Annotated in this window: 21 protein-coding genes; 16 read left to right on the forward strand and 5 right to left on the reverse strand. The window is 67.8% G+C overall.

What is annotated here, in order from left to right; translation table 11 throughout:
- The first annotated feature begins 496 nt into the window (after nt 1-496).
- The 4 genes from G3N61_RS29515 to lpdA are packed head-to-tail and all read left to right on the forward strand — an operon-like array spanning nt 497 to nt 5,501.
- A complete protein-coding gene (locus tag G3N61_RS29515) occupies nt 497-1,729 on the forward strand; it encodes a 3-methyl-2-oxobutanoate dehydrogenase (2-methylpropanoyl-transferring) subunit alpha (protein WP_043182179.1) in 1,233 nt (410 codons plus the stop codon).
- Between the two features lie 2 nt (nt 1,730-1,731).
- Entirely contained in the window at nt 1,732-2,772 is a 1,041-nt protein-coding gene (locus G3N61_RS29520) for an alpha-ketoacid dehydrogenase subunit beta (RefSeq protein WP_205824200.1), read from the forward strand.
- A 1-nt stretch (nt 2,773) separates the two neighbouring features.
- Nucleotides 2,774-4,102 carry a dihydrolipoamide acetyltransferase family protein gene (locus tag G3N61_RS29525; protein ID WP_205824201.1) on the forward strand — a complete coding sequence of 443 codons (1,329 nt, stop codon included), beginning with the start codon at nt 2,774-2,776 and terminating at the stop codon, nt 4,100-4,102.
- A 7-nt stretch (nt 4,103-4,109) separates the two neighbouring features.
- A complete protein-coding gene (gene lpdA, locus G3N61_RS29530; RefSeq protein ID WP_043182183.1) occupies nt 4,110-5,501 on the forward strand; it encodes a dihydrolipoyl dehydrogenase in 1,392 nt (463 codons plus the stop codon).
- A gap of 99 nt (nt 5,502-5,600) precedes the next feature.
- On the opposite strand, the gene G3N61_RS29535 is transcribed toward lpdA, so the two are convergent.
- Nucleotides 5,601-6,575 (reverse strand): alpha/beta fold hydrolase, encoded by a 975-nt coding sequence (locus G3N61_RS29535; RefSeq protein ID WP_205824202.1) that lies wholly within the window; start codon nt 6,573-6,575, stop codon nt 5,601-5,603.
- 19 nt (nt 6,576-6,594) lie between these two features.
- Here G3N61_RS29535 and G3N61_RS29540 point away from each other — a divergent pair, with 19 nt between their 5' ends.
- The 3 genes from G3N61_RS29540 to G3N61_RS29550 all read left to right on the forward strand — a co-directional run bounded on the left by G3N61_RS29540 (nt 6,595) and on the right by G3N61_RS29550 (nt 8,629).
- Nucleotides 6,595-6,789, forward strand: a complete 195-nt coding sequence (locus tag G3N61_RS29540; protein ID WP_205824203.1) for a hypothetical protein — start codon at nt 6,595-6,597, stop codon at nt 6,787-6,789.
- Between the two features lie 32 nt (nt 6,790-6,821).
- Entirely contained in the window at nt 6,822-7,853 is a 1,032-nt protein-coding gene (locus tag G3N61_RS29545) for an AraC family transcriptional regulator (protein ID WP_205824204.1), read from the forward strand.
- A gap of 146 nt (nt 7,854-7,999) precedes the next feature.
- Nucleotides 8,000-8,629 (forward strand): NAD(P)H-binding protein, encoded by a 630-nt coding sequence (locus G3N61_RS29550; RefSeq protein WP_205824205.1) that lies wholly within the window; start codon nt 8,000-8,002, stop codon nt 8,627-8,629.
- A 24-nt stretch (nt 8,630-8,653) separates the two neighbouring features.
- On the opposite strand, the gene G3N61_RS29555 is transcribed toward G3N61_RS29550, so the two are convergent.
- Entirely contained in the window at nt 8,654-9,571 is a 918-nt protein-coding gene (locus tag G3N61_RS29555; protein WP_205824206.1) for a LysR family transcriptional regulator, read from the reverse strand.
- 127 nt (nt 9,572-9,698) lie between these two features.
- Between G3N61_RS29555 and speB the strand changes: the two genes are divergently transcribed.
- The 5 genes from speB (at nt 9,699) to G3N61_RS29580 (ending at nt 14,896) form a co-directional block, all read left to right on the forward strand.
- The gene (speB, locus tag G3N61_RS29560) at nt 9,699-10,667 is read left to right on the forward strand and encodes an agmatinase (RefSeq protein WP_043182193.1); all 969 of its coding nucleotides are present in this window, start codon (nt 9,699-9,701) and stop codon (nt 10,665-10,667) included.
- Nucleotides 10,660-11,124: a GNAT family N-acetyltransferase gene (locus tag G3N61_RS29565; protein WP_205824207.1), complete on the forward strand. Its 465-nt coding sequence runs from the start codon at nt 10,660-10,662 to the stop codon at nt 11,122-11,124. The genes speB and G3N61_RS29565 overlap by 8 nt, the downstream gene beginning before the upstream one ends.
- A gap of 129 nt (nt 11,125-11,253) precedes the next feature.
- Entirely contained in the window at nt 11,254-11,931 is a 678-nt protein-coding gene (locus G3N61_RS29570) for an SOS response-associated peptidase family protein (protein WP_205824208.1), read from the forward strand.
- Between the two features lie 303 nt (nt 11,932-12,234).
- Nucleotides 12,235-13,665 carry a cytosine permease gene (locus G3N61_RS29575; protein ID WP_043182198.1) on the forward strand — a complete coding sequence of 477 codons (1,431 nt, stop codon included), beginning with the start codon at nt 12,235-12,237 and terminating at the stop codon, nt 13,663-13,665.
- 160 nt (nt 13,666-13,825) lie between these two features.
- Complete coding sequence (locus G3N61_RS29580) at nt 13,826-14,896, forward strand: porin (protein ID WP_089450221.1); 1,071 nt, start codon at nt 13,826-13,828, stop codon at nt 14,894-14,896.
- A 58-nt stretch (nt 14,897-14,954) separates the two neighbouring features.
- On the opposite strand, the gene G3N61_RS29585 is transcribed toward G3N61_RS29580, so the two are convergent.
- Nucleotides 14,955-15,911: a LysR family transcriptional regulator gene (locus G3N61_RS29585; protein WP_043182203.1), complete on the reverse strand. Its 957-nt coding sequence runs from the start codon at nt 15,909-15,911 to the stop codon at nt 14,955-14,957.
- A 191-nt stretch (nt 15,912-16,102) separates the two neighbouring features.
- Here G3N61_RS29585 and G3N61_RS29590 point away from each other — a divergent pair, with 191 nt between their 5' ends.
- From G3N61_RS29590 to G3N61_RS29605, 4 genes are all read left to right on the forward strand, one after another.
- Nucleotides 16,103-17,413, forward strand: a complete 1,311-nt coding sequence (locus G3N61_RS29590) for an MFS transporter (protein WP_089450222.1) — start codon at nt 16,103-16,105, stop codon at nt 17,411-17,413.
- 31 nt (nt 17,414-17,444) lie between these two features.
- The gene (locus tag G3N61_RS29595; protein WP_205824209.1) at nt 17,445-18,716 is read left to right on the forward strand and encodes a Zn-dependent hydrolase; all 1,272 of its coding nucleotides are present in this window, start codon (nt 17,445-17,447) and stop codon (nt 18,714-18,716) included.
- 49 nt (nt 18,717-18,765) lie between these two features.
- Complete coding sequence (locus tag G3N61_RS29600; protein WP_205824210.1) at nt 18,766-19,788, forward strand: histone deacetylase family protein; 1,023 nt, start codon at nt 18,766-18,768, stop codon at nt 19,786-19,788.
- Nucleotides 19,789-19,892: 104 nt separating this feature from the next.
- Nucleotides 19,893-20,180: a hypothetical protein gene (locus G3N61_RS29605; protein ID WP_205824211.1), complete on the forward strand. Its 288-nt coding sequence runs from the start codon at nt 19,893-19,895 to the stop codon at nt 20,178-20,180.
- Nucleotides 20,181-20,222: 42 nt separating this feature from the next.
- Here G3N61_RS29605 and G3N61_RS29610 read toward each other — a convergent pair whose 3' ends face one another.
- Nucleotides 20,223-21,185: a spore coat U domain-containing protein gene (locus tag G3N61_RS29610; protein ID WP_205824212.1), complete on the reverse strand. Its 963-nt coding sequence runs from the start codon at nt 21,183-21,185 to the stop codon at nt 20,223-20,225.
- Nucleotides 21,182-23,344, reverse strand: a complete 2,163-nt coding sequence (locus G3N61_RS29615; protein WP_346778595.1) for a fimbria/pilus outer membrane usher protein — start codon at nt 23,342-23,344, stop codon at nt 21,182-21,184. The genes G3N61_RS29610 and G3N61_RS29615 overlap by 4 nt, the downstream gene beginning before the upstream one ends.
- Between the last annotated feature and the right edge of the window lie 133 nt (nt 23,345-23,477).

Here is a 23,477-nt window from a genome sequence, read left to right on the forward strand (position 1 = left end):
TTGGGGGCGTGCTGCTCATGACTGGAAGGCGGCTATGAACCAGTTCGCCATCCTTTACGAGGATCGATTCGTTCGACCATCCGTGTGAATCTCAACCCGCCTTGAACACGGAAATCCTGACACCCCCATTCCGGGAGCCGCATGCGGACGTTGCCTTCCGACTTCGCCATTGGCTGGCTGCACCGGCACTGGCACCGGCACCGGCACCCGCACCCGCACCCGCACCCGCACCCGTAAATTCCCGTCCGTCCCCGGTTCGCTCCGCCGCGGCAACCCGTGTCCACCCGCCGCGCCCGGCAGGCCCGCCGGCCCTCCCGCACCCGACATGGCAAATTTGCTCACCGCAGTCGAGCGGGTTGGTCATCGACGGCTGGCCCCATATTGCCTAAATTAAAAAGATTGACGTGCCTATCCGCACGCCAGTCAGCGTGCAGGCCGGCAACCGGCCGCGCGTTCCTAATCAGCGTGAGACACAATCGAGCGTGGAGACGACACGATGAGCCTGTCAGAGCCATTGCGTCTGCATGTGCCGGAGCCCACCGGGCGCCCGGGCTGCAAGACGGACTTTTCCTATCTGCATCTATCGCCGGCCGGTGCGGTTCGCCGCCCGCCGATCGACGTTGCCGCGGCGGACACCGCCGATCTCGCCCGCAGCCTCGTGCGCGTGCTCGACGACAGCGGCAAGGCCGTCGGCCCGTGGGCACCGGATCTCGACGATGCGCGGCTGATCGCCGGCCTGCGCGCGATGCTCAAGACCCGTATTTTCGACGCGCGCATGATGATCGCGCAGCGTCAGAAGAAAATCTCCTTCTACATGTTGAGCCTCGGCGAAGAGGCGATCGGCACCGCGCACGCGATGGCGCTGCGCGACGGCGACATGTGCTTCCCGACCTACCGCCAGCAGAGCATCCTGATCGCGCGCGACGTGCCGCTCGAGCGCATGATCTGCCAGCTGATGTCGAACGAAGGCGACCCGCTGAAAGGCCGCCAGCTCCCCGTGATGTATTCGGATCGCGACGCGGGCTTCTTCTCGATTTCCGGCAACCTCGCGACCCAGTTCATCCAGGCGGTCGGCTGGGCGATGGCATCCGCGATCAAGGGCGACACGAAGATCTCGTCCGCGTGGATCGGCGACGGCGCGACGGCCGAATCCGATTTCCACACCGCGCTCACGTTCGCGCACGTGTACCGCGCGCCGGTCGTGCTGAACGTCGTCAACAACCAGTGGGCGATCTCGACGTTCCAGGCGATCGCGGGCGGCGAAGGCACGACGTTCGCGGGGCGCGGCGTCGGCTGCGGGATCGCGTCGCTGCGCGTCGACGGCAACGACTTCCTCGCGATCTACGCGGCGTCGAGCTGGGCGGCCGAACGCGCGCGCCGCAATCTCGGCCCGACGCTGATCGAGTGGGTGACCTACCGTGCGGGCGCGCATTCGACGTCGGACGATCCGACCAAGTACCGGCCGAGCGACGACTGGTCCCATTTCCCGCTCGGCGATCCGATCGAGCGCTTCAAGCGCCACCTGATCGTCAAGGGCATCTGGTCGGACAGCGCGCATGAAGCGTTGACGGCCGAGCTCGAGGCCGAGGTGATCGCCGCGCAGAAGGAAGCGGAGAAATACGGCACGCTGGCCGACGACCGGATTCCGTCGCCGGCTTCGATGTTCGACGACGTGTACAAGGAGCTGCCCGCGCACCTGCGCCGTCAGCGCCAGGAACTGGGAGCGTGATCATGGCGCAACAAGAGACAGGCTCGGCAACGCAGCCGATGACGATGATCCAGGCGCTGCGCTCGGCGATGGACGTGATGCTCGGGCGCGACAGCGACGTGGTCGTGTTCGGGCAGGACGTCGGCTATTTCGGCGGCGTGTTCCGCTGTACCGAAGGACTGCAGAACAAATACGGCAAGTCGCGCGTGTTCGATGCGCCGATCTCCGAAAGCGGGATCGTCGGCGCGGCGGTGGGGATGGGCGCGTACGGGCTGCGCCCGGTGTGCGAGATCCAGTTTGCCGATTATTTCTACCCGGCATCCGACCAGATCGTGTCGGAAGGCGCGCGGCTGCGCTATCGGTCGGCCGGCCAGTTCATCGCGCCGATGACGATCCGCATGCCCTGCGGCGGCGGCATCTACGGCGGCCAGACGCACAGCCAGAGCCCGGAGGCGATGTTCACGCAGGTGTGCGGGCTGCGCACGGTGATGCCGTCGAATCCGTACGACGCGAAAGGGCTCTTGATCGCATCGATCGAGAACGACGATCCGGTGATCTTCCTCGAGCCGAAGCGGCTGTACAACGGGCCGTTCGACGGCCATCACGATCGGCCCGTCACGTCGTGGCTCAAGCATCCGGCCAGCGCGGTGCCCGAGGGCTACTACACGGTGCCGCTCGATACGGCCGCCGTGGTGCGGCCCGGCAACGACGTGACCGTGCTGACCTACGGCACCACGGTGCACGTGTCGCTTGCCGCAGCCGAGGAGACGGGCATCGACGCGGAGGTGATCGACCTGCGCACGCTGTGGCCGCTCGACCTCGACACGATCGTCGCGTCGGTGCGCAAGACCGGACGCTGCGTCGTGGTGCACGAGGCGACGCGTACCTGCGGTTACGGTGCGGAACTGGTGTCGCTGGTCCAGGAACATTGCTTCTACCACCTCGAGGCGCCGGTCGAGCGCACGACGGGCTGGGATACGCCGTATCCGCATGCGCAGGAGTGGGCGTACTTTCCGGGCCCGGCCCGGGTCGGTGAAGCGTTGCGACGCGTGATGGAGGCCTGAGATGGGGATTCATGTCATCAAGATGCCGGATATCGGCGAAGGGATTGCCGAGGTCGAGCTGGTGGCCTGGCACGTGGAAGTCGGGCAGACGATCAAGGAAGACCAGCCGCTCGCCGATGTGATGACCGACAAGGCGGCGGTCGAGATTCCGTCGCCGGTGACGGGCAAGGTGCTTGAACTCGGCGGCCGGATCGGCGAGATGATGGCGGTCGGCAGCGAGCTGATTCGCCTCGAGGTCGAAGGCGACGGCAACCTGAAGGCCGGCGCACCGGTGCGGGAATCAAAGGTAGAAACCGCACCGGTCGCTGCGGCGCCGTCGAAGGCCGTGGCCGACGCGCCGGCGGAGTCGCCCGCCAAGCCGGCTGCGAAGCACGCACCCGCGGAGCCGCGTCGCGCGAAACACGCCGAGCGCACGGAGCACGTTGTGCCGCCGCGCGCGGCGCTCGCGCCGGGCGAACGGCCGCTCGCGTCGCCGGCCGTGCGTCAGCGCGCATGGGACATGGGCGTCGAGCTGCGCTATGTGCGCGGCACCGGTGAAGCCGGGCGGATCCTGCACGCGGACCTCGATGCGTATGCGGGCACCGGCAGCGGTGCGGTGCGCGGATCGCACGCGCATGGCTATGGCGAACGCAACGACGAGACCGACGTGCCGGTGATCGGCCTGCGGCGCGCGATCGCGCGCAAGATGCAGGAAGCGAAGCGCCGCATTCCGCACTTCAGCTACGTCGAGGAGATCGACGTCACCGAGCTCGAATCGTTGCGTACGGAACTGAATCGCCGCCACGGCGACGCGCGCGGCAAGCTCACGCCGCTGCCGCTGCTGATCCGCGCGATGGTGATCGCGTTGCGCGACTTCCCGCAGATCAACGCGCGCTTCGACGACGAAGCGGGTGTCGTCACGCGCTACGGTGCGGTGCACATGGGCGTCGCGACCCAGACGGACGGCGGCCTGACCGTGCCCGTGCTGCGTCATGCCGAAGCGCGCGACGTGTGGTCGATCTCCGCCGAAATCGCGCGGCTCGCGGACGCCGTGCGCACGAACCGCGCGCAGCGCGACGAGTTGAGCGGTTCGACGATCACGATTTCGAGCCTCGGCGCGCTCGGCGGCATCGTGTCGACGCCGGTCATCAATCATCCCGAGGTCGGCATCGTCGGCGTGAACCGGATCGTCGAGCGGCCGATGATCCGCGACGGCGCAGTGGTCGCGCGCAAGATGATGAACCTGTCGTCGTCGTTCGACCATCGCGTCGTCGACGGCGCGGACGCGGCCGAATTCATCCAGGCCGTGCGCGCGGTGCTCGAGCGCCCGGCACTGCTGTTCGTGGAGTGATAACGCAATGAAGAACGAACACACCACGCTGCTCGTGATCGGCGGCGGCCCGGGCGGTTACGTCGCCGCGATTCGCGCCGGCCAGCTCGGCATTCCGACCGTGCTCGTCGAGCGCGACCGGCTCGGCGGCACCTGCCTGAACATCGGCTGCATTCCGTCGAAGGCGCTGATCCACGTGGCCGACGCATTCGAACAGGCCCGCGGCCACGCGGGCGAGGGCGCACTCGGGATCCGCGTGCGCACGCCCGAGATCGACATCGCGAAAAGCGTTGCATGGAAGGACGGCATCGTCGACCGGCTGACGCGCGGGGTCGGCGCACTGCTCAAGAAGAACGGCGTGCGCGTGCTGCACGGCGATGCGCAGGTGGTCGACGGCAAGACCGTCGACGTCGTCGCCGGTGGCCACACCACGCGAATCAGCTGCGAGCACCTGTTGCTCGCGACCGGTTCCGAACCGGTCGCGCTGCCGTCGATGCCGTTCGGCGGGCATGTCGTGTCGTCCACCGAAGCGCTGTCGCCAGAGACGTTGCCGAAGCGGCTGGTCGTCGTCGGAGCCGGGTATATCGGGCTCGAACTCGGGATCGTCTATCGCAAGCTCGGCGTCGACGTGAGCGTCGTCGAAGCGGCGGAGCGCGTGTTGCCCGCATACGATGCCGAACTCGCGCGGCCGGTTGCCGATTCGCTCGCGCGGCTGGGCGTGCGGCTGTTGCTCGGTCACAAGGTGCTCGGGCTCGCGGAACACGGCGCGGTGCGCGTGCAGGCCGCCGACGGCGCGGAGCAGACGCTGCAGGCCGATCGCGTGCTGGTCGCGGTGGGCCGCCGGCCGCGCGTCGACGGCTTCGGGCTCGAGTCGCTGCCGCTCGATCGCAATGGTCGCGCGCTGTGGATCGACGACGAATGCCGGACGTCGATGCGCAACGTCTGGGCGATCGGCGATGTCGCCGGCGAGCCGATGCTCGCGCATCGTGCGATGGCGCAGGGCGAAATGGTGGCCGAGCTGATCGCCGGCAAGCGGCGCAAGTTCATGCCCGCGTCGATCCCGGCCGTGTGCTTCACCGATCCGGAGATCGTCACGGCCGGCTGGTCGCCGGACGACGCGCGTGCGGCCGATGTCGATTGCGTGAGCGCGTCGTTCCCGTTCGCGGCGAACGGGCGCGCGATGACGCTGCAGGCGACCGACGGTTTCGTGCGCGTCGTCGCACGGCGCGACAACCACCTGATCGTCGGCTGGCAGGCGGTCGGGCGCGGCGTGTCGGAGCTGGCCGCGGCGTTCTCGCAGTCGCTGGAGATGGGCGCGCGGCTGGAGGACATCGGCGGCACGATCCATGCGCACCCGACGCTCGGCGAAGCGCTGCAGGAAGCCGCGCTGCGCGCGCTGGGGCACGCGTTGCACGTCTGACGCGTACCACGCGTGACACGAAGCCGCCGATGCGCAACATGCGCATCGGCGGCTTTCCTTTTGCGGTGCCGGCTTTCGCACCGGCGCGTGCACTATTCGTCAGGACGGCGCGCGGAGGTCGACGCGTTGCGCCGTCACCTCGCGATAGAACGCATCGATCGCCTCGACCATCTGCGACAGCCCCGGTTGCTCGAGCGGATAGTGGCCCGCGTTGTCCAGCATGACGACCTTCACCGGCACCTTCCGCACGCGTTGCAGGAACGGTTCGCTCAGATGCAGCGGCGTCCAGCGGTCCGCGGCCGGTTGCGTGAGCAGGATCGGGCACACGGCGAAATCCTCCGGCTCGACCGCCGGCCGGTACGACATGTAGGAATCGAGAAACGCGATCGTCATCGCGTTGCCGGCGGAGGTGCGATCGGACAGCCACACCTTCAGCGCATCCGGGTCGTTGACGAGCGCGGACATCTTGCTGGCGAGCGTCATCGGCACGCGCATCGATTTCAGCGGCGTCATCGCGGTGAGATGCATCATCGTGCCGCCGACGCGGCTCATGAACACGTTGCGCGCGGTTTCGTCGCGCACTTGCTGCAGGCGCTGGTCGAGGAAGGTCATGCCGACGATGCCCGCGACCTTGCCGTTCAGCCCGGCCACGTGATACGTGAGCATGCCGCCCGCGCTCAGCCCGTAGAGCACGATCGGCCGGTCGTCCTTCGCGCGCTCCGCGTCGATCAGATCGCTGCCGGCGCGCACCCAGTCGTCGTAGCGAACCAGCGCGCCCTTGGCGACCTCGGTCATTCCGTATTCGGGCATGTCGACCGCGATCGTTTCGTAGCCGCGGCGCGCGAGCTGCTCGCCGAGAATCATCGACATCTGCCGGCCGTTGGTGCCCACGCCATGGAACAGGATCACCTTCACGCGCGCTTGCGGGTTGCGGTACGTGTCGAGATGCATGCGATGGCCGTGCCACGACCACCATTCCTCCGTCGGTTGCTGGCCGTCTTTCCACTGGAAGTCGGTCGGAAGGAATTTCTGCATGTCGCGCCAGACGGGCTGGTCTGCGTAGGTCTTGGGCATGGTGGCGGACTCCGGTGGAATGGGCGAAACGGCATCGTCGGCCCGCGCCGGTGCGAGCGGTGCGCCCGTCAGGCCGGCGGCCAGCAATAAAGTGCAGGCCGGGCGAAAGAGTGAAGAGCGCTTCATGGTGATCGACGCCGTGCGGGTTGCGATGTCGTTCATCATCGGCGCGCGGGCTCGTGCGATCCATGCTGGGGCAGGCCAACCGCTTTAGAATCTAGGCCAACCCACGTCGAGAGGCGTCTGATGAATGTCTGGAACTTTGCCCGCAGCCCGGCTTCCGTCCTGCTGATGATCGAATTCGGGCGCGACCGCAAGATCGCGCCGCAGGCGTTGCTCAAGGGGTCGCAGCTCACCCTGAAGCAGCTCGCCGACCCGGATTTCACGGTGCTGGCCGCGCAGGAGCTGGCCGTTGCGTCGAACCTGCTCGATTTGACCGCCGGCGAGGCCGGCGTCGGCCTCAAGGTCGGCCTGTCGTACCAGCTTTCGGCTTACGGGCTGCTCGGGTACGGGCTCCTGAGCAGCGCGACCGGCATGGACGCGGTCGCGCTCGCGGGCCGCTATCTGGCGTTGACCTATACGTTCGTCGGGATGACGTTCCGCCGGGTCGGGCCGCACGACGCGATTCGGTTCGACGCGTCGCCGGAGCTCGCCGCGGACGTGCAGCGCTTTTTCGTCGAGCGTGCGATGGGCGCGACGTGCCGCGTGCTGCGCGACGTGATCGGCAGCGCGTTCGAGCTCGCGACGTTCGATCTCGCGTATGGCGCCGGCCCCGGCCCCGGCCCTGACCCGACGCAGCCGGTGCTCGGTGCGAAGATCCGGCACGGCCAGCCCGCCAGCACGCTCACGTTCGAGCATGCGCATCTCGAACGGCCGTTGCCGCAGGCGAATGCCGCGACCGCGGCGATGTGCGAGCGCATGTGTGCCGAGCTGGTCACGCGCCGGCGGACGCGCGTCGACCTCGTATCGTTCCTCAATGAATACCTGGCTACGCGCCCGTTCGACCGGCCGCCGCAGTTGAAGGACATCGCGACGCTGCTCAACACGAGCGAGCGCACGTTGAAGCGCCGGCTGCAGGAAGAGGGCGCGTGCTTTCGGGATATTTCGAGCACGGTGCGCAAGACCCGCGCGCAGGCGTTGATTGCCGAAGGGCGGCTGTCGATCAAGGAAATCGCGCAGGAACTGGGATTCAGCGACATGTCGTCGTTCTCGCAGGCGTACAAGCGCTGGACGGGTGTTGCGCCGAGCCTGTCGCGCCAGGAGACGGCACGGTCGTAGCGGGCTGCGCACCGAAACAAGCGTGTCCTGTAACTTTTAGAGATGTTGAAAGGTTGCCGGCGCCGAGGCGGCCGACGATCATGTAGGAAGCCGGAGGGCGGGCCGTTCGCGCCTGCCGGCCCAGGCTCCACACGGAAGAACCGGATATGAAATTGCTGCTCGTCGGCGCGACCGGACTCGTCGGGCGCCACGTCCTCGAAGTCGCGCTCGCCGATGCGCGGGTCGATCAGGTGATCGTCCTCGCGCGCCGGCCGTTGTCGCCGCACCCGAAGATGCGCGCGCTCGAGGTCGATTTCGATCGTCTGCCCGATGTGGCCGACTGGTGGCATGCGGATGCCGTGATCTGCACGCTCGGCACCACGATGCGGGCGGCCGGCTCGAAGGCGGCATTCCAGCGCGTCGACCACGACTATCCGCTCGCGGTCGCGCGGCTCGCGCATCGCTACGGCACGTCGGCTTACGTGCTGAATTCCGCACTCGGCGCGGATCCGGCGTCGCGCATCTTCTACAACCGCGTAAAAGGCGAGGTCGAGCAGGCGCTTGCCGGCGTCGGGTTCGCGTCGCTCACGTATGTGCGGCCCGGCCTGATCGGCGGCAGCCGCGACGAATTCAGGTTCGGCGAGCGGCTGCTGGTGTTCGCGTTGAACCTGGCCGGCCCCGTGTTGCCGGCGAAGTGGCGCGTGAATCCCGCGTCGCGGATCGCCCGCGCGATGCTCGACGCGGCAATCGACGCGCGGCCGGGCGTGCAGGTCATCGCGTCGGACCAGCTTGCCTGACGTAAAACGGATGGCCCGCGCCGGTCACTGACCCGCGAAACCGTCGAGCCCGCCGAACTGTTCGGCGAGCGCTGCCGCGAACGCCTCCAGCGCTTCGCTGCCGTCGCAGTTCCTCGGTGTCGCGAGCTGGAATTCGACCGTGTGGCTCAGCTTGCTCGCGAGCAGTCGGCGCATCTTTCCCGCGGCAACCCACGGCGCCGCGACGTGGTCCGGCAGGAAGCCGACATGCGCGCCGGACAGGATGAAGATCACGTCGGCGTCGACGTTCTCGGAGAACGCGGTCGGCTGCGCGTTGCGCGGCGCCGCACCCGACGCGTTCGTCTTGTAGAGCCGCGCGACGTTGCTCGCGCGGGCGATGTCGTTGACCGACACGGTTTGCTTCGCAAACAGCGGATGCCGGGCGCCGCAGTGCAGCGACTGGTGCTCGACGAACAGCGGCGTGTAGTGCAGGCCGGCCTGGTGGCCGGAAAAGTAGCCGATCGCGAGTTGCAGTTCGCCTTTCAGCAGCCTGCGCTCCAGTTCGTCGGGCGGGTTCGCGACCATTTCGATCAGCACGTCCGGCGCCCGTTCGCGGAAGCCGCCGACGGCCGCCGCGATCGATTCGACGATGTCCGGTGCGAGCCGCTCGGACAGCCCGATGCGCAGTTCGCCGAGCAACGTGCCCGACACGTGCTGCGTATCGCGCGTGAACACGTCCATCGCGTGCAGGAGCCGCCGCGTCGACTGCAGCACGCGTTCGCCCTTCGGCGTCAGCCGGAAGCCGCTCTTGCCGCGATCGCACAGCCGGAACCCGAGACGCGTCTCGAGCTTGGCCATCTGCGTGCTGATCGTCGAAGGCGCCATCCCGAGCGTGCCCTGCGCGGCGCTGAAGCCGCCGCTTTCGACGATCGTCAGAAAGAGCCGCAGCAGTTGCAAATCCATGTCTCTCAATCGGGTCAGCATGGCGATACATCGCATTTCGTGAAGTCGGCTTATGTTAGTTCATATTTTTCGTCGGATGCCGTCGCGGCAGAATCGGGCACGAGGTCGCCAGCCGTGTGGCCGTTCCCCTTCAGACAGGAATCCGACGATGAGCCAGAACGATTTCGCCTTCACGCGCGACAGCCTCTACGGCACGCAGGCCGAACCGACCTTCGCGGGCGCGACGAGCTTCATGCGCCGGCGTTTCAGCCGCGACCTCGCTGGTGTCGACCTCGCGATCACCGGCGTGCCGTTCGATTCCGCCGCATCGCATCGGCCCGGCACGCGCTTCGGTCCGCGCGGGCTGCGGATCGCATCGACGGGCATCGCGTGGGAGCGCCCGTGGCCGTGGTCGTTCGATCCGTTCGACGTGCTGGCCGCGGTCGACTACGGCGATTGCGCGTTCGATCTCGGTCAGCCCGAATCGGTGCCGGGCGCGATCGAGCGGCATGCCGATGCGATCCTCGCGCGCGGCTGCGCGATGCTGACGCTCGGCGGCGATCACTTCATCACGTATCCGCTGCTGAAGGCGCATGCGAAAGTGCACGGGCCGCTGTCGCTCGTGCATTTCGATGCGCATACCGACACGTGGCCCGACCGCGACGTCAAGCGCATCGATCACGGCACGATGTTCTATCACGCGGCGCGGGAAGGGTGGGTCGTGCCCGAACGGTCGGCGCAGATCGGCATCCGGACGACCAACGACGAGCCGATGGGCTTCGATATCCAGGACGCGCGCCAGGTGCATGCGTCGACGCCCGCGGCGGTGGCCGCGCGCATTCGCGAGCGGGTCGGCGACCATCCCGTGTACCTGACGTTCGACATCGACTGCCTCGATCCGGCATTCGCGCCGGGCACGGGTACGCCGGTCTCGGGCGGGCTGTCGAGCCATCAGGCGTTCGAGATCCTGCGTCACCTGGAAGGCATCAACCTGGTCGGCATGGATGTGGTCGAAGTGTCGCCGCCGTATGATCATGCGGAAATCACGTCGCTGGCCGGCGCGACGATCGCGCTGGAACTGATCTGCCTGTATGCGTCGCGCCGGCGGCGGACCCTGGAAAAATCGAACGATGACTGAACTCACCTGGCGCGAGGCCGTTCCCGACGATGCGGCCGCGAGCATCGCACTGCGCGGCAAGACGCGCGAGAACGCGTTCACCGAAGCGCAGTTGCGCGACCTCGGCATTACCGTCGAAAGCTGGGGCGACGGGATTCGGGATGGCCTGTTCTCGGGCCATGTCTGCTGCGCGAACGGGCGCATGGTCGGCTACTGCTTCGGCGACACCGATTCGGGCGAGATCGTCGTGCTCGCGATCCTGCCCGAGTACGAGGGGGCAGGGATCGGCAAGCGGCTGCTGCGGCAGGTGATCGACGCGCTCGCGGCGACCGGTTTCACGTCATTGTTCCTGGGGTGCTCGACCGATCCGGCATCGCGCTCGCACGGGTTCTACCGGCATCTGGGCTGGACGCCGACGGGGACGCTCGACGACGCGGGCGACGAAATCCTGACGCTGCGGATCGGGCCGCACGCGTAACGGTTGGCACCGGATCGCTCCCGGCGCGTCATCGAGTCGTAAAACTGTTTCGTCATACCAAACAATGACCCGACCGGGGAACCGGCGCTGACCTACGATGGAACCATTGCTTCCATCGTCCGCCGAGCCGTGTGCACCCACTACCGCGCCCCCGATGAAGACCCGGGCATCAGCGAACTGAAGATCGGCATCGGCGATCTGTTCCGCCGCGACCCGTGGGCGCCCGACGTGTATCCCGACTATGCGGCGCCGGTTGCGCGCGCCGATGGCGACGGCCTCGAGGTCGTCGCGGCCGTGTTCGGCTTCTGGCCGAAATTCATGCAGCCCGAGCGGGTCGACGAGCACGGCCGCAAGAAAAAGAAACTCGATACGGTGAACGCGCGGGCGGAGACGGTCGGCTCGTCGCGGCTCTACGGCAACGCGTGGCGCACCGGCCAGCGCTGCCTGATTCCGGTGCGCTGGATCTTCGAGCCGTGCTACGAAACCGGGCGCAACGTGTGGCACCGGATCGGTGTCGACGGCTGGCAACCGTGCTGCGTCGCCGGCATCTGGCGGCGCTACGAAGGCGCCGACGGCCGCGAACGCGTGGGCATGGCGATGCTCACGGTCAACGCGGACACGCACCCGCTGTTCGCGCGGATGCATCGGCCCGGCGAAGAGAAGCGGGGCGTCGTGATCCTGCGCCACGACGACTACGACGAATGGCTGCACGCGCGCGACATCGAGGCCGCGCGGCGCATGCTGAACCTGCTTTCCGCCGCCGACATGACGGCCGAGCCCGAGCAGGTCCCGCCCGCGAGCGGCTGACCTTTCATTTTCAAGACGCCTTACTTTCAGCTGAATACATCGAGCGCATCCCGATTGTTCGGACAATTATGAATATCGGCCGATACCGGGTAATCACCGATATCTGGCAAGTTGTATATACAAGATCATCCGCTGGCAACGTCGGCACACGTCGTGCCGCTTGCGCGCCAGTGCGCAGACCGTGCGTGCGTGGCGCATGCCGGCGATCCACGGCGCCCCGCATCCGCCGAGCCGAAAGGGCGGCTCGCAGATTCCCGTCTCGTTCAAGCAATTTGTGATCCTGAGTATTTTGGAGATTTCCCCGTGTCAACGAATCCCAGTGGAAAAGCCGGCGGCCTGATCGAGGTACGTTCGATCGACTTCATCCCCGACACCGAGCGCCACGGCGGCTTGCTGAGCCAGTTCACCCTGTGGCTGTCGGCCAACATGCAGATCACGGCCATCGTCACCGGCGCGCTCGCGGTCGTGCTCGGCGGCGACGTGTTCTGGTCGCTGGTCGCGCTGCTGCTCGGCCAGTTCATCGGCGGCGCGGTGATGGCGCTGCATGGCGCGCAGGGGCCGCAGCTCGGGCTGCCGCAGATGATCTCGAGCCGCGTGCAGTTCGGCGTCTATGGCGCAATGATCCCGATCGTGCTCGTGTGCCTGATGTACATCGGCTTTTCCGCAAGCGGCTCGGTGCTGGCCGGGCAGGCCGTCGCGCAGCTGCTGCACGTCGACGACGCGGTCGGCATCCTGCTGTTCGCGGCCGTGATCGTCGTGCTGACCGTGTTCGGCTATCGCGCGATCCATGCCGTCGGCCGGATCGCAAGCGTGGTCGGCATCATCGCGTTCGTCTACATGTTCACGCAGCTGTTCGCGAACCACGATATCGGCGCGCTGCTCGCGAACAAGCATTTCTCGCTCGCGAATTTTCTGCTGGCGATGTCGCTGTCCGCGTCGTGGCAGATCGCGTTCGGCCCGTACGTCGCGGACTATTCGCGCTACCTGCCGCGCTCGACGTCGTCGGTCGCGACCTTCGTCGCGGTCGGCCTCGGCTCGGTGATCGGCGCGCAGGCGGCGATGGTGTTCGGCGTGTTCGCGGCCGCGCTGGCGGGCAGCCAGTTCGCGCACCATGAAGTGTCGTATATCGTCGGCCTCGGCTCGGCGGGCGCCGTGGCCGCGCTGCTGTACTTCAGCATCGCGTTCGGCAAGGTGACGGTGACGGCGCTCAACGCCTACGGCAGCTTCATGTCGATGGCGACGATCATCAGCGGCTTTCGCGGCAAGGGCGCCGTGTCGTCGAAGAGCCGCCTCGTCTACATCTTCGGGATGATCTGCATATCGACGCTCATCGCGCTCGCGGGCCGCCATTCGTTCCTGAAGGAATTCACCGCGTTCATCCTGTTCCTGCTCGCGTTCTTCACGCCGTGGAGCGCGATCAACCTGGTCGATTACTACTGCTTCACGCGCTCGCGCTACGACGTGCCGGCGCTGTCCGATCCGGACGGCCGCTACGGCCGCTGGAACGTGATGGCGATCACGATCTACGTGGTCGGCATCCTCGTGCAGTTGCCGTTCATGTCGACGCACATCTACACGGGCCCGCTCGTCGACGCGCTCGGCGGCACCGATATCTCGTGGATCCTCGGTCTGGTCGTGCCGGCCGTGCTGTATTACATCGGCGCGCGTGCATCGCGCCGCAGCATTCCCGAACGCCTGATCCTGCCGCTCGAACGCGGCGAAGTTCACCACTGACGACACGTCACGCGCATCGGGCCGGCCAGCTGCCGGCCTGAATGCCGCGCGAGCCGGGCGCTGTCTGCGCCGGGCGCCTCCCCACGTTTCCTTTCCCGCGATGCCGGTGCGGCGCGACTGCCGTGCGCGGTGTCGTTTCATTCTCGGACAATTTAATAGTATGACTAAACAAATGGCAGCCCGCGGGAGCGATTCCCGGGCGCGGATGGTGCACGCCGGTATTCGAATGACGGTGGCGGCGGCGTGCGTTGCCGGATCGGGGGCCGCGCTCGCGCAGGACGGCGTCACGCTGTATGGCGTGATCGACGAATTCGCGCAGTACGTGAATACGGGCAACGGCTACACGGCGGCGATCGGTTCGGGCGGCCAGTGGGGCAGCCGGTTCGGGCTGAAGGGCGGCGAGGATATCGGCGGTGGGCAGAAGATCGAGTTTGCGCTGGAAAACGGCTTCAACCCGAACGACGGCTCGCTCGCGAGTTCGGGCAGCCTGTTCAACCGGCAGGCGTGGGTCGGCATCGCGGGGCAGTGGGGCAAGGTGCGCGCGGGCCGCCAGAATTCGCCGCTGTTCAACGATCAGGGCGGACAGGATGCGTTCGGCGGCGTCACGCAGGCGTCCGGCATGGACAACCTGACCGTGTTCGCGTTCCGCACCAGCAATACGCTGTCGTATCAGAGCCCGGAGATCGCGGGCTTCCAGGGCGGCGTGTACTTCGGGTTCGGCGATGCGGGCGGCGTGCGCTCGGCAGGCGCCAGCCAGCAGGTCGACCTGACCTACGAACACGGGCCGTTCGGGGCATTCGTCGCGGGCCAGTGGCTGAAGAACGCGACGGCGACCACCACCGATCGCACGATCATGGCCGGTGCGTCGTACGAGATCGGCAAGGCAACCGTGTACGGCGGCTTCTCCGCGGTGAAGTGGGCCGATCTCGGCATCGATTCGCGCGTGTACGGGCTGTCGGTCAAGTACCAGTTCAATCCGGCGAACTACGTGGCGCTCGGCTACGCGTATCTGCATGACCAGTCGTCGCAGGGCAACAACGCGGACCAGTTCGGGCTGATGTACGAGTACGACCTGTCGAAGCGCACGAGCTTCTATGGGGCGCTGTCGTACCTGCGCAACCGCAACCAGGCCGGCTATACGCTTGCCGGCGCGGCGAACCCCGGCTTGCCGCTCGCGTATCCGGGGGCGAATGCGCGCGGCGTGCAGCTCGGCATCGTGCATCGGTTCTGACGAGGCCGACGCGCCGGGCCGTGTGTGCCCGGCGCTTTCCGCAGGCGCGTTCGCGCCGTTACTTGCCGAGCCGCTCCGCGAGCGAAAAGCGCTGCATGCAGCGCTCCATCGCGTCGAGGAACGCGTGCTCGGCCGCGTTCATCTTGCGATCGCGATGCCACAGCAGGAACACGTCGACATCGACGAGCCCGTCGTCGGGCGGCAGCCGCCACAGCCGCTGTTGCGCGATGTCGTCGCGCACGATGTGCTCGGGCAGGCAGCCGATCCCGTAGCCGGCGAAGATTAGCCGCCGCACTTCATCGAGGCTCGGCGACGACGCGACGATGCGTCCCGTGAAGCCCCGCTGGTCGCGAAACACGGTGAGCGGCGACAGGCTGTCACCGATCTGGTCGCTCGTGAACGACACGAAATTCTCGGCGAGCAGATCGTCCATCCGCAGTTGCGTCTGCCCGAACAGCCGGTGATGGCGGCCGCAGTAGATCGCATAGCGCTGGCGCAGAAAGCAGCGCATCTCCAGCTTGTCGTGCGGCGTGCGGCACAGGCCGAGCCCGGCCGTGGCCGTCTTCTGCAGCAGCGAAGACAGAATGTCCGACGAGCGCATCACCTCGATCTGCAGGTCGATGCGTGGATACGCGCGATGAAATTCCGCGAGGAATTCATCGTAGACGGGCGACTCGATGCGGCTCACCGTCAGCAGCCGGATCGAACCGGTCAGGTCGGCCGTGCTGTCGTCGATTTCGGTTTCGAGGCGCGAGATGCCGCCGTAGATGTCGCTCGCGATCCGATAGACGGCTTCGCCGGCCGGTGTCGGCGCGAAGTGCGTGCCGCGCCGCTCGATCAGCTTGCGTTCGAGCGTGTCCTCGAGCCGCCGCAATGCCTGGCTCACGGCCGGCTGCGTCACGTGCAGGCGCGCGGCTGCGCGGCTCACGCTGCGCTCCTGGATGATCACCAGATAGGTGCGCAACAGGTTCCAGTCGAGACGGTCGTTCAGGAACGGGGCGAGGTCGGGGCGCATCGGGTCTCCGGGCGAGGCGTCGAGGTGGACATTAGTTGAATTTATACGGCGAATAATAACTTGAAATTTGACTAATGATTTGCGGTCGCCGATAAAGGAGGGGCTGCCGCAACGTGCGGCGCAAGGCCGCGACAGACGGCCGTCACACGATATTGCGCGTCGCCCCGCAGTGGCGCGCGTCAGGAGCCCGCATGACCCAGTCCCTTCCTTCCGCCCGCCAGCCGGGACGCGCCGCGACGGCCGCGTTCATCGGCACGATGATCGAGTGGTACGACTTCTACATCTACGCGACGGCCGCCGCGCTCGTGTTCGGCGACCTCTATTTCCCGTCGCATGACCGCTTCGTCAGCACGATGGCGTCGTTCGCGACGTTCGCGGTCGGCTTCTTCGCGCGGCCGCTCGGCGGCATCATCTTCGGCCATCTCGGCGATCGCATCGGCCGCAAGAAGGCGCTGATGACGACGCTGATGATGATGGGCGTCGCGACCGTGTGCGTCGGGCTGCTGCCCGACTATTCGAAGGTCGGCATGCTCGCGCCGGTGCTGCTCGTCGCGCTGCGCGTGGTGCAGGGGATCGCGGTCGGCGGCGAGTGGGGCGGCGCGGTGCTGATGGCGGGCGAGCATGCGCCACAGGGGCGCCGCACGTTCTTCGCGTCGTTCGCGCAGCTCGGCAGCCCGGCCGGGCTGATCCTGTCGCTGATCGCGTTTCGCGCGGTCACGTCGATGGACAAGGCCGACTTCCTCGCATGGGGCTGGCGCCTGCCGTTTCTCGCGAGTTCGGTGCTGCTCGTGGTCGGCATCCTGATCCGGCTCGGCGTGAACGAGTCGCCGGAATTCGCGCGCGTGAAGGAAACCAACCGCACCGTGAAGCTGCCGGTCGCGGAAGTGTTCCGCTCCGCATCGGGGCTCGTGGCGCTCTGCATCGGCGCGAACACGATCGGCATCGCGGGCGTCTATTTCACCAATACGTTCATGATCGCGTACACGACGCAGTACGTCGGCGTCTCGCGTTCGCTGATTCTCGACAGCCTGTTCGCGGTCGCGATCATCCAGTTCTTCGCGCAGCCGATCGCCGCGTGGATCGCCGAGCGCATCGGCGGCGCGCGCTTCCTGAAACTCGCGGCGCTGCTCGCGATGCTGTCGCCGTATCCGATGTTCATGCTCGTGCAGGGCGGCACGTCCGCATCGCTGATCGCCGGCATCGCGCTCGCGGTGGTCTGCATGGCCGGCTTCTATTCGGTGATCGCGGGTTTCGTGAGCGAGGTGTTCCCCGCGCACGTGCGCTATTCGGCGATCTCGCTCGCCTACCAGATCTGCGGCGCACTCGCGGGCGGGCTGACGCCGCTCGTCGGCACGTGGCTCGCGCATCGCTTCGCGGGCCAGTGGTGGCCGCTCGCGGTGTTCTACACGTGTCTCGCCGGCATCTCGCTGCTCTGCATCGTCGCGCTCGATGCGCGCCGCGCGGCGCGGCCGGCCACTGCCGAAGCGTTCGGCTCGCAGTGACCTTCAACGAACGAATTCATCCGGAGTGCACATGAAAGACCTGCTGGAAATCGACGGCGCCCGTTTGTGGCAGAGCCTGGCGGACATGGCGCGCATCGGCGCGACGCCGCGCGGCGGCGTGCGGCGCCTCGCGCTCACCGACGACGATCGTCGCGGGCGCGACCTGTTCGCGCAGTGGTGCCGCGACGCGGGGATGACGGTGAGCGTCGACGCAGTCGGCAACCTGTTTGCGCGGCGCGACGGCGTCGATGCGCAGGCCGCGCCGGTGCTGATCGGCAGCCATCTCGATACGCAGCCCGAAGGCGGCCGCTTCGACGGCGTCTACGGCGTGCTCGCCGCGCTCGAACTCGTGCGCACGCTGAACGACGCGGGCATCTCGACCGACAAGCCGCTGGAAATCGTGTCGTGGACCAACGAGGAGGGCGCGCGCTTCGCGCCGGCGATGCTCGGTTCGGCCGTCTTCACCGGCGCGTTGCCGCTCGACGATGCGCTGGCCAAGCAGGACGCCGACGGCGTCACGCTCGGCGCGGCCCTCGACGCATGCGGCTATCGCGGCACGCGCGCGACGGGCGGCGCGGTCGATGCGTACTTCGAAGCACATATCGAACAGGGCCCCGTACTCGAGGCGAACGGCACGACGATCGGCATCGTCACGGGTGGGCAGGCGATCCGCTGGCTCGACGTGACCGTGACGGGCGTGGCGGCGCATGCGGGCACGACGCCGATGCCGTATCGCAAGGACGCGTATTTCGCGAGCGCGCAGATGGCGCTCGAACTCGAACGGATCGTCGCCGGTCATGCGCCGCGCGGGCTCGCGACGATCGGGCAGGTCGGCATCCGCAACGCATCGCGCAACACCATTGCCGGCGATGTGACGTTCACGGTCGACCTGCGCCATCACGACGATGCGCAAGTCGATGCGATGGAGCGCGAATTGCGCGATGCGTGCGCACGCGTCGCCGCCGCGCGTGGCGTGCAGGTCGCGATCGACACCTGCTGGCGCAGCCCGGCGACGCCGTTCGATCGCGACTGCGTCGAGCGGGTCGCGCAGGCGGCCGCCGCGTTCGGCTACACGAACGAGCGGATCGTCAGCGGCGCCGGGCACGACGCGATTCTGCTCGCGCGTTGCGTTCCGACCGCGATGGTGTTCATCCCGTGTGTCGACGGCCTGTCGCACAACGAAGCCGAGGATGCACTGCCCGCCGACGTGACGCGCGGCACGAACGTACTGCTTCATGCGGTGCTCGCGCGCGCCGGCGTTGAGGCGCGCGTTGCCGTGGCGGCCGCGACGCAGGATGCGTGACTCGGCACACCGATCAACCGACAAATCGAAAAACCGACGAGGGCGAACGATGAAAACCTATTTCCATCCCGAGCAGTTGCTGCACCATCCGCGCAGCTACCTGTCGCGCGGCCAGATGCGTGAACCGCAGGAAGTGCCCGAGCGCGCGGCGCGGCTCGTCGCGGCCGTCCGGTCGCTCGACTTCGACGTGCGCGAGCCGGCCGACCGCGGCACCGCGCCGATCGCGGCCGTGCACGACATGAACTACCTGCGCTTTCTGGAAGAAGCGCACCGCGACTGGAAGCAGATGCCCGACGACTGGGGCGACGAAGTGATGTCGAACGTGTTCGTGCGCGATCCGAACCCGCTGCGCGGCGTGCTCGCGAAAGCCGCGCGCTACCTCGCCGACGGCAGTTGCCCGGTCGGTGCGAACACGTGGCGCGCGGCGTACTGGTCCGCGCAGGGCGCGCTGGCAGCCGCGGCCGACGTCAACGACGGCGCGCGCGAGGCGTACGCATTGTGCCGGCCGCCCGGTCACCACGCACGCCGCGACGCGGCCGGCGGTTTCTGCTATCTGAACAATGCGGCGATCGCGGCGCAGTCGCTGCTCGGCCGCCATCGTCGGGTCGCGATCCTCGACACCGACATGCATCACGGGCAGGGCGTGCAGGAGATCTTCTACGGCCGCGACGACGTGCTGTACGTGTCGATCCACGGCGACCCGACCAACTTCTACCCGGTCGTCGCGGGCTACGAGGAAGAGACGGGCACGGGGGCCGGCGACGGTTTCAACCTGAACCTGCCGATGCCGCACGGCGCGCCGGAGTCGGCGTTCTTCGAGCGGCTCGACGACGCGCTGCGCGCGCTCGCCCGGTTCCAGCCCGATGCGCTCGTGCTCGCGCTCGGCTTCGATATCTACAAGGACGATCCGCAATCGCAGGTGGCCGTCACGACCGACGGTTTCGGACGGCTCGGCAGTGCGATCGGCGCACTCGGGTTGCCGACGGTGATCGTGCAGGAAGGCGGCTATCACCTCGACAGCCTCGACGCGAACGCGCGTGCGTTTTTCGGCGGGTTCGGCGCCGCGCGCTGACCGGCACGGCGGGGCCCGATCGCGTGCGTGCGGATTCAAGATTTCCGCACGCATGCCGATAATTCGCGCATATGCTGGATGGATGCACGAAGGAGGGCCGCACGATGACAGCCGGCCAAATCAGACGCGGTGCGATCGCGCTCGCGGCGCTGGGCGTAGGGTCGCTCGTCAGCGCGGCCGAGCCGTCGATTCCACTGCGCGTCAGTCTCACCATTCCGGAAATCTGCACGATCGGCCCCGGCATGCCGCAGGCCGCCGATGCCGACATGCCGAGCGTCCGTTGCGCGCACGGCACGCCGTTCGTGCTCAGTCACGCGCCGTTGCCCGATGTGCGGTCGGCGCCGCGCAGCATCGGCGCGGGCGCGCTGCCCACCTGGACCGTCACGTTCTGAACGCGGCGCGCGGCGCATGCGCTCCGCGCACGCCATTGAACGCTAGAAACTGATCGTCGCGGTGATCGTGTCGCTGTAGTTGCCGGGTGCGGGTGTCGTTTGCGCCGGCACCGCGCCATACACGGTCACGACCTGCGATGTCCCCGTACCGACACCCGTGACCGTCGAGCTGCCGCCCGTGCCGTCGCCCCACGCGATCGAGCGCGCGGCATCCGTGTAAAGCCCGTAGCCGATCGTGCCGCCCCCGCCGCTGCGCTGCATCTGGCGTGCCGTCACGTTGCCGCTGTTGCCGCCGTTCAGCGCGATCTTCCACGCGTCGCCGTTGGTGCACTGCGCGGTGATCGAACCGGTCGCCGCGAGTGCGCCCGACAGCACGCTCGCGGTGCCGAAGCTGACGGGGGTCGCGCTGATGTTGCAGTTGTTGACGACGCTCGCCGTCGCGCCGAACGGGAAGGTGCCGCTCGGCGACGTCAGCGACGCGCAGGTCGGCGCGCCGAGCAGGTAGAACCCCGTGTTGACCGACGTCGTGTTGCCGCCGAACTGCTGCGAGTAGGTCGTGGTGCTGTTGCCGGTCGTCGGCACGGTCGGCTGGTTCGCGGCGATCTGTCCGTACACCGTGACCGTCGCGGTCGCGCTCGTGCCGAGCGCGGGTTTGACGAGCGTCACCGATGCCGGTGTCGTGCCGGAATAGACGGAGCCCCACGCGACCGAATGCGAGGCATCGAGATAGAGGTCGTACTGCATCGCGTTGCTGCCGTTGACGAGGCTGCGCGGGCTCGTGCCGCCGAGATTCAGGCACACGAGCACGTTCGGCGTCAGCGTGATGGCCGACCAGGTGCAGGTCACGCTGACGGTGCCGGTCGCGGCAACCGACGCGCGCGAGATCGGGCTGACCGAGCCGAAGCTCACCGTCGACGCGGTGGCCGTGCACGACTCGGCGTGCGCGTGGCGCGGCACGCCGCACCACACGGCGAATGCGACGAAGAGGAGTAGCGCGAGCCTCATGGCGCGGCCTGGCAGGTGAGCGGGCCGATGGTCGGCAATGTGCCGTTGCCGGGCGCCGTGAACGCGAATTCCGCGACGCAGCGCTGCGTGCCGTAATCGATCACGAGATGGTTGTCCTCCTTCAGTCCGTCGATGAACGTGAGCCCGTCGAAGCCGACGATCGTGTCCGCGCCGCTTTCGGCGTGATGCACGTGCGCGCCGGCCGGCAGCGGGCGGCCGGCAGTGTCGCGCAGGATCACCGACGCCGCGCGATAGCGCGACACGCCGAAATGCGCGACGACGCCCGATTGCGCCTGCGGCACGACCGTCATCGATGTGCGGGCGATCCGTGCATCGGCGGGCAGCTTCATCGAGTCGATCGCGATCTGGTTGTTCTGGTACGCGTTCAGGTCGGGCACGAGCAGGTGCCCCGCACGATCGGTCGTGCCGATCACGCGGTTCTCGTGCAGCACCGGAATGCCTGCGACGCCGTCGGTCGACACGAGCGCGAAGCCGTCGTCGATGCGGCGCGACAACTGCACGCTGCGGTCCATGAAGACGAGCGCGCCGCTGACGTCGAGCGATGCGCCGGTCTGCCGGTCGATGTTCTGCGCGGCCGCGATGACTTCGCCCGCATGGCCGAGATAGCGCAGTTGCGCCTGTCGGTAGGGCACCGCGCCCGTGCCGCCCGTCTGCACGCCCCAGCCCCAGCCGCCGTCGTAGTCGGGCGGGCGGCTCGCGTCGACCGTGTAGTTCGACTGGCCGCGCTGGCGGCCCACGGTCGCATTGATCGACGTGTTGCGGCCGAGCCCGATGTTCACCGACACGAACGCGCCGTTCGCACCCTGCTGCGCGAAGTCGCGGTACGCGCTCACGCTCAGCGACGCGAGATCGCCGAAGCTCAGCGTGTACGACACCGTGCCGATCCGCGCGCTCGGGCCTTGCGGCAGCCGGAAGCCGATATAGCTGAGCGACAGCGTCTGGCGGTGCATGAACGGCAGCGCGAGCGTCGCCTGGTCGGTCGCGGACGGCACCGGCGCGCCGTCGCGCGACGCGAGGTCGCCGTAGCGGCCGAACGCGCGGATCGTCTGCGCATTGATCGAGAAGCGCGGTTCGATCAGCTGATAGCCGACGCTCACCTGCGTGCCCGGATAGCGGCCGGCGCTGCCCGCGACTGCGCCGCTCACGACGCCCGCGTAGCCGACACGCATCAGCGCGCCGACGCCGGCGTTGAGCACGCCACCGGTCGCTTCCGCATGTCCCTCGACGGTCAGCGCATCGGTGACGCCGCGCCGCATCGAGCCGCTGACGGCCGGCCGCGCGTCGTAGTCGAACGATTGCAGCCCGTAGTTGCGGCGCAGGAAGCCGGCTTCGAACGAATAGCTCGACAGCCCCGCGGACAGCATGCGCGTATCGACGTAGAGCGGCACGGACGTCGCGACGGTGCGCCCGAGCGCGTCGCGCGTGATGACGGTCGCCTGGCCGGCGCCGGTGATGCCCGGCACGTCGTGGATGATGAACGGGCCGCTCGGCACGTTGCCGGTGTACTGGCGCACGTTGTTGATGTACAGGTCGACCGCCGACGGCACGGCCGCGGAGCCCGCGAGCGACGGGATCGGGAACGTCACGAGATCGGGCCGCAGCGCGAAGTTGCTGCGCCACTGGAAGCCGCCGACGCGCACCGAGCGCGTCCACGCGAGCGATCCCGAGATCGTGTCGCCGATCTGCGTCGTGCTCGGCCGCGCCGGGTCCGAGCGGCTCCACGACGTATCGAAGCGCGTATAGCGCCGCTGGCCATTGTAGAAGGCCGCGGTACCGGTGGTGTTGAACACGCCGTTCGGGTCGAAGTAGCGCACGTCGGTGTAGAGCGAGAACTGCCGGTCGCCGATCGTCTGTGCGTACGCCTCGTAGTTGATCGCGACGCCGCGCGACGCGCTGGCCACCTGTGTGGCCGGCAATGCGCGGCTGTCGACCGCGTACGGGCGGCGCAGCGTATCGGGCATCTGCAGGTCGACGCTCTGGTGTGCCGCGTCGTAGCGGTAGCGCAGGCCGGGAATCGTGTCGAGGTCGACAGTCGCCGCGTCGGCGATGCCGAGCCGGTCGGTCGCGAAGCCGATCGTGCGCAAATCGGCGCCGCTCGCGGACAGATGGCCGTCGCGCTCGCGGAAATGCGCGAGCACCGCGGTGCTTTCGCCGTTGGCTACTGACGCTCCTCAACGGCCATGACGCGGGCCGTAAGCGCGAAGGTGGGCAGCCGAGGCTGCCCACCGAATCGGGATCAAACTTTTTCGACCTGGCCGAACTCGAGTTCGA

This window comes from Burkholderia sp. Ac-20349 (assembly GCF_017104865.1).
Lineage (GTDB): Bacteria > Pseudomonadota > Gammaproteobacteria > Burkholderiales > Burkholderiaceae > Burkholderia > Burkholderia aenigmatica.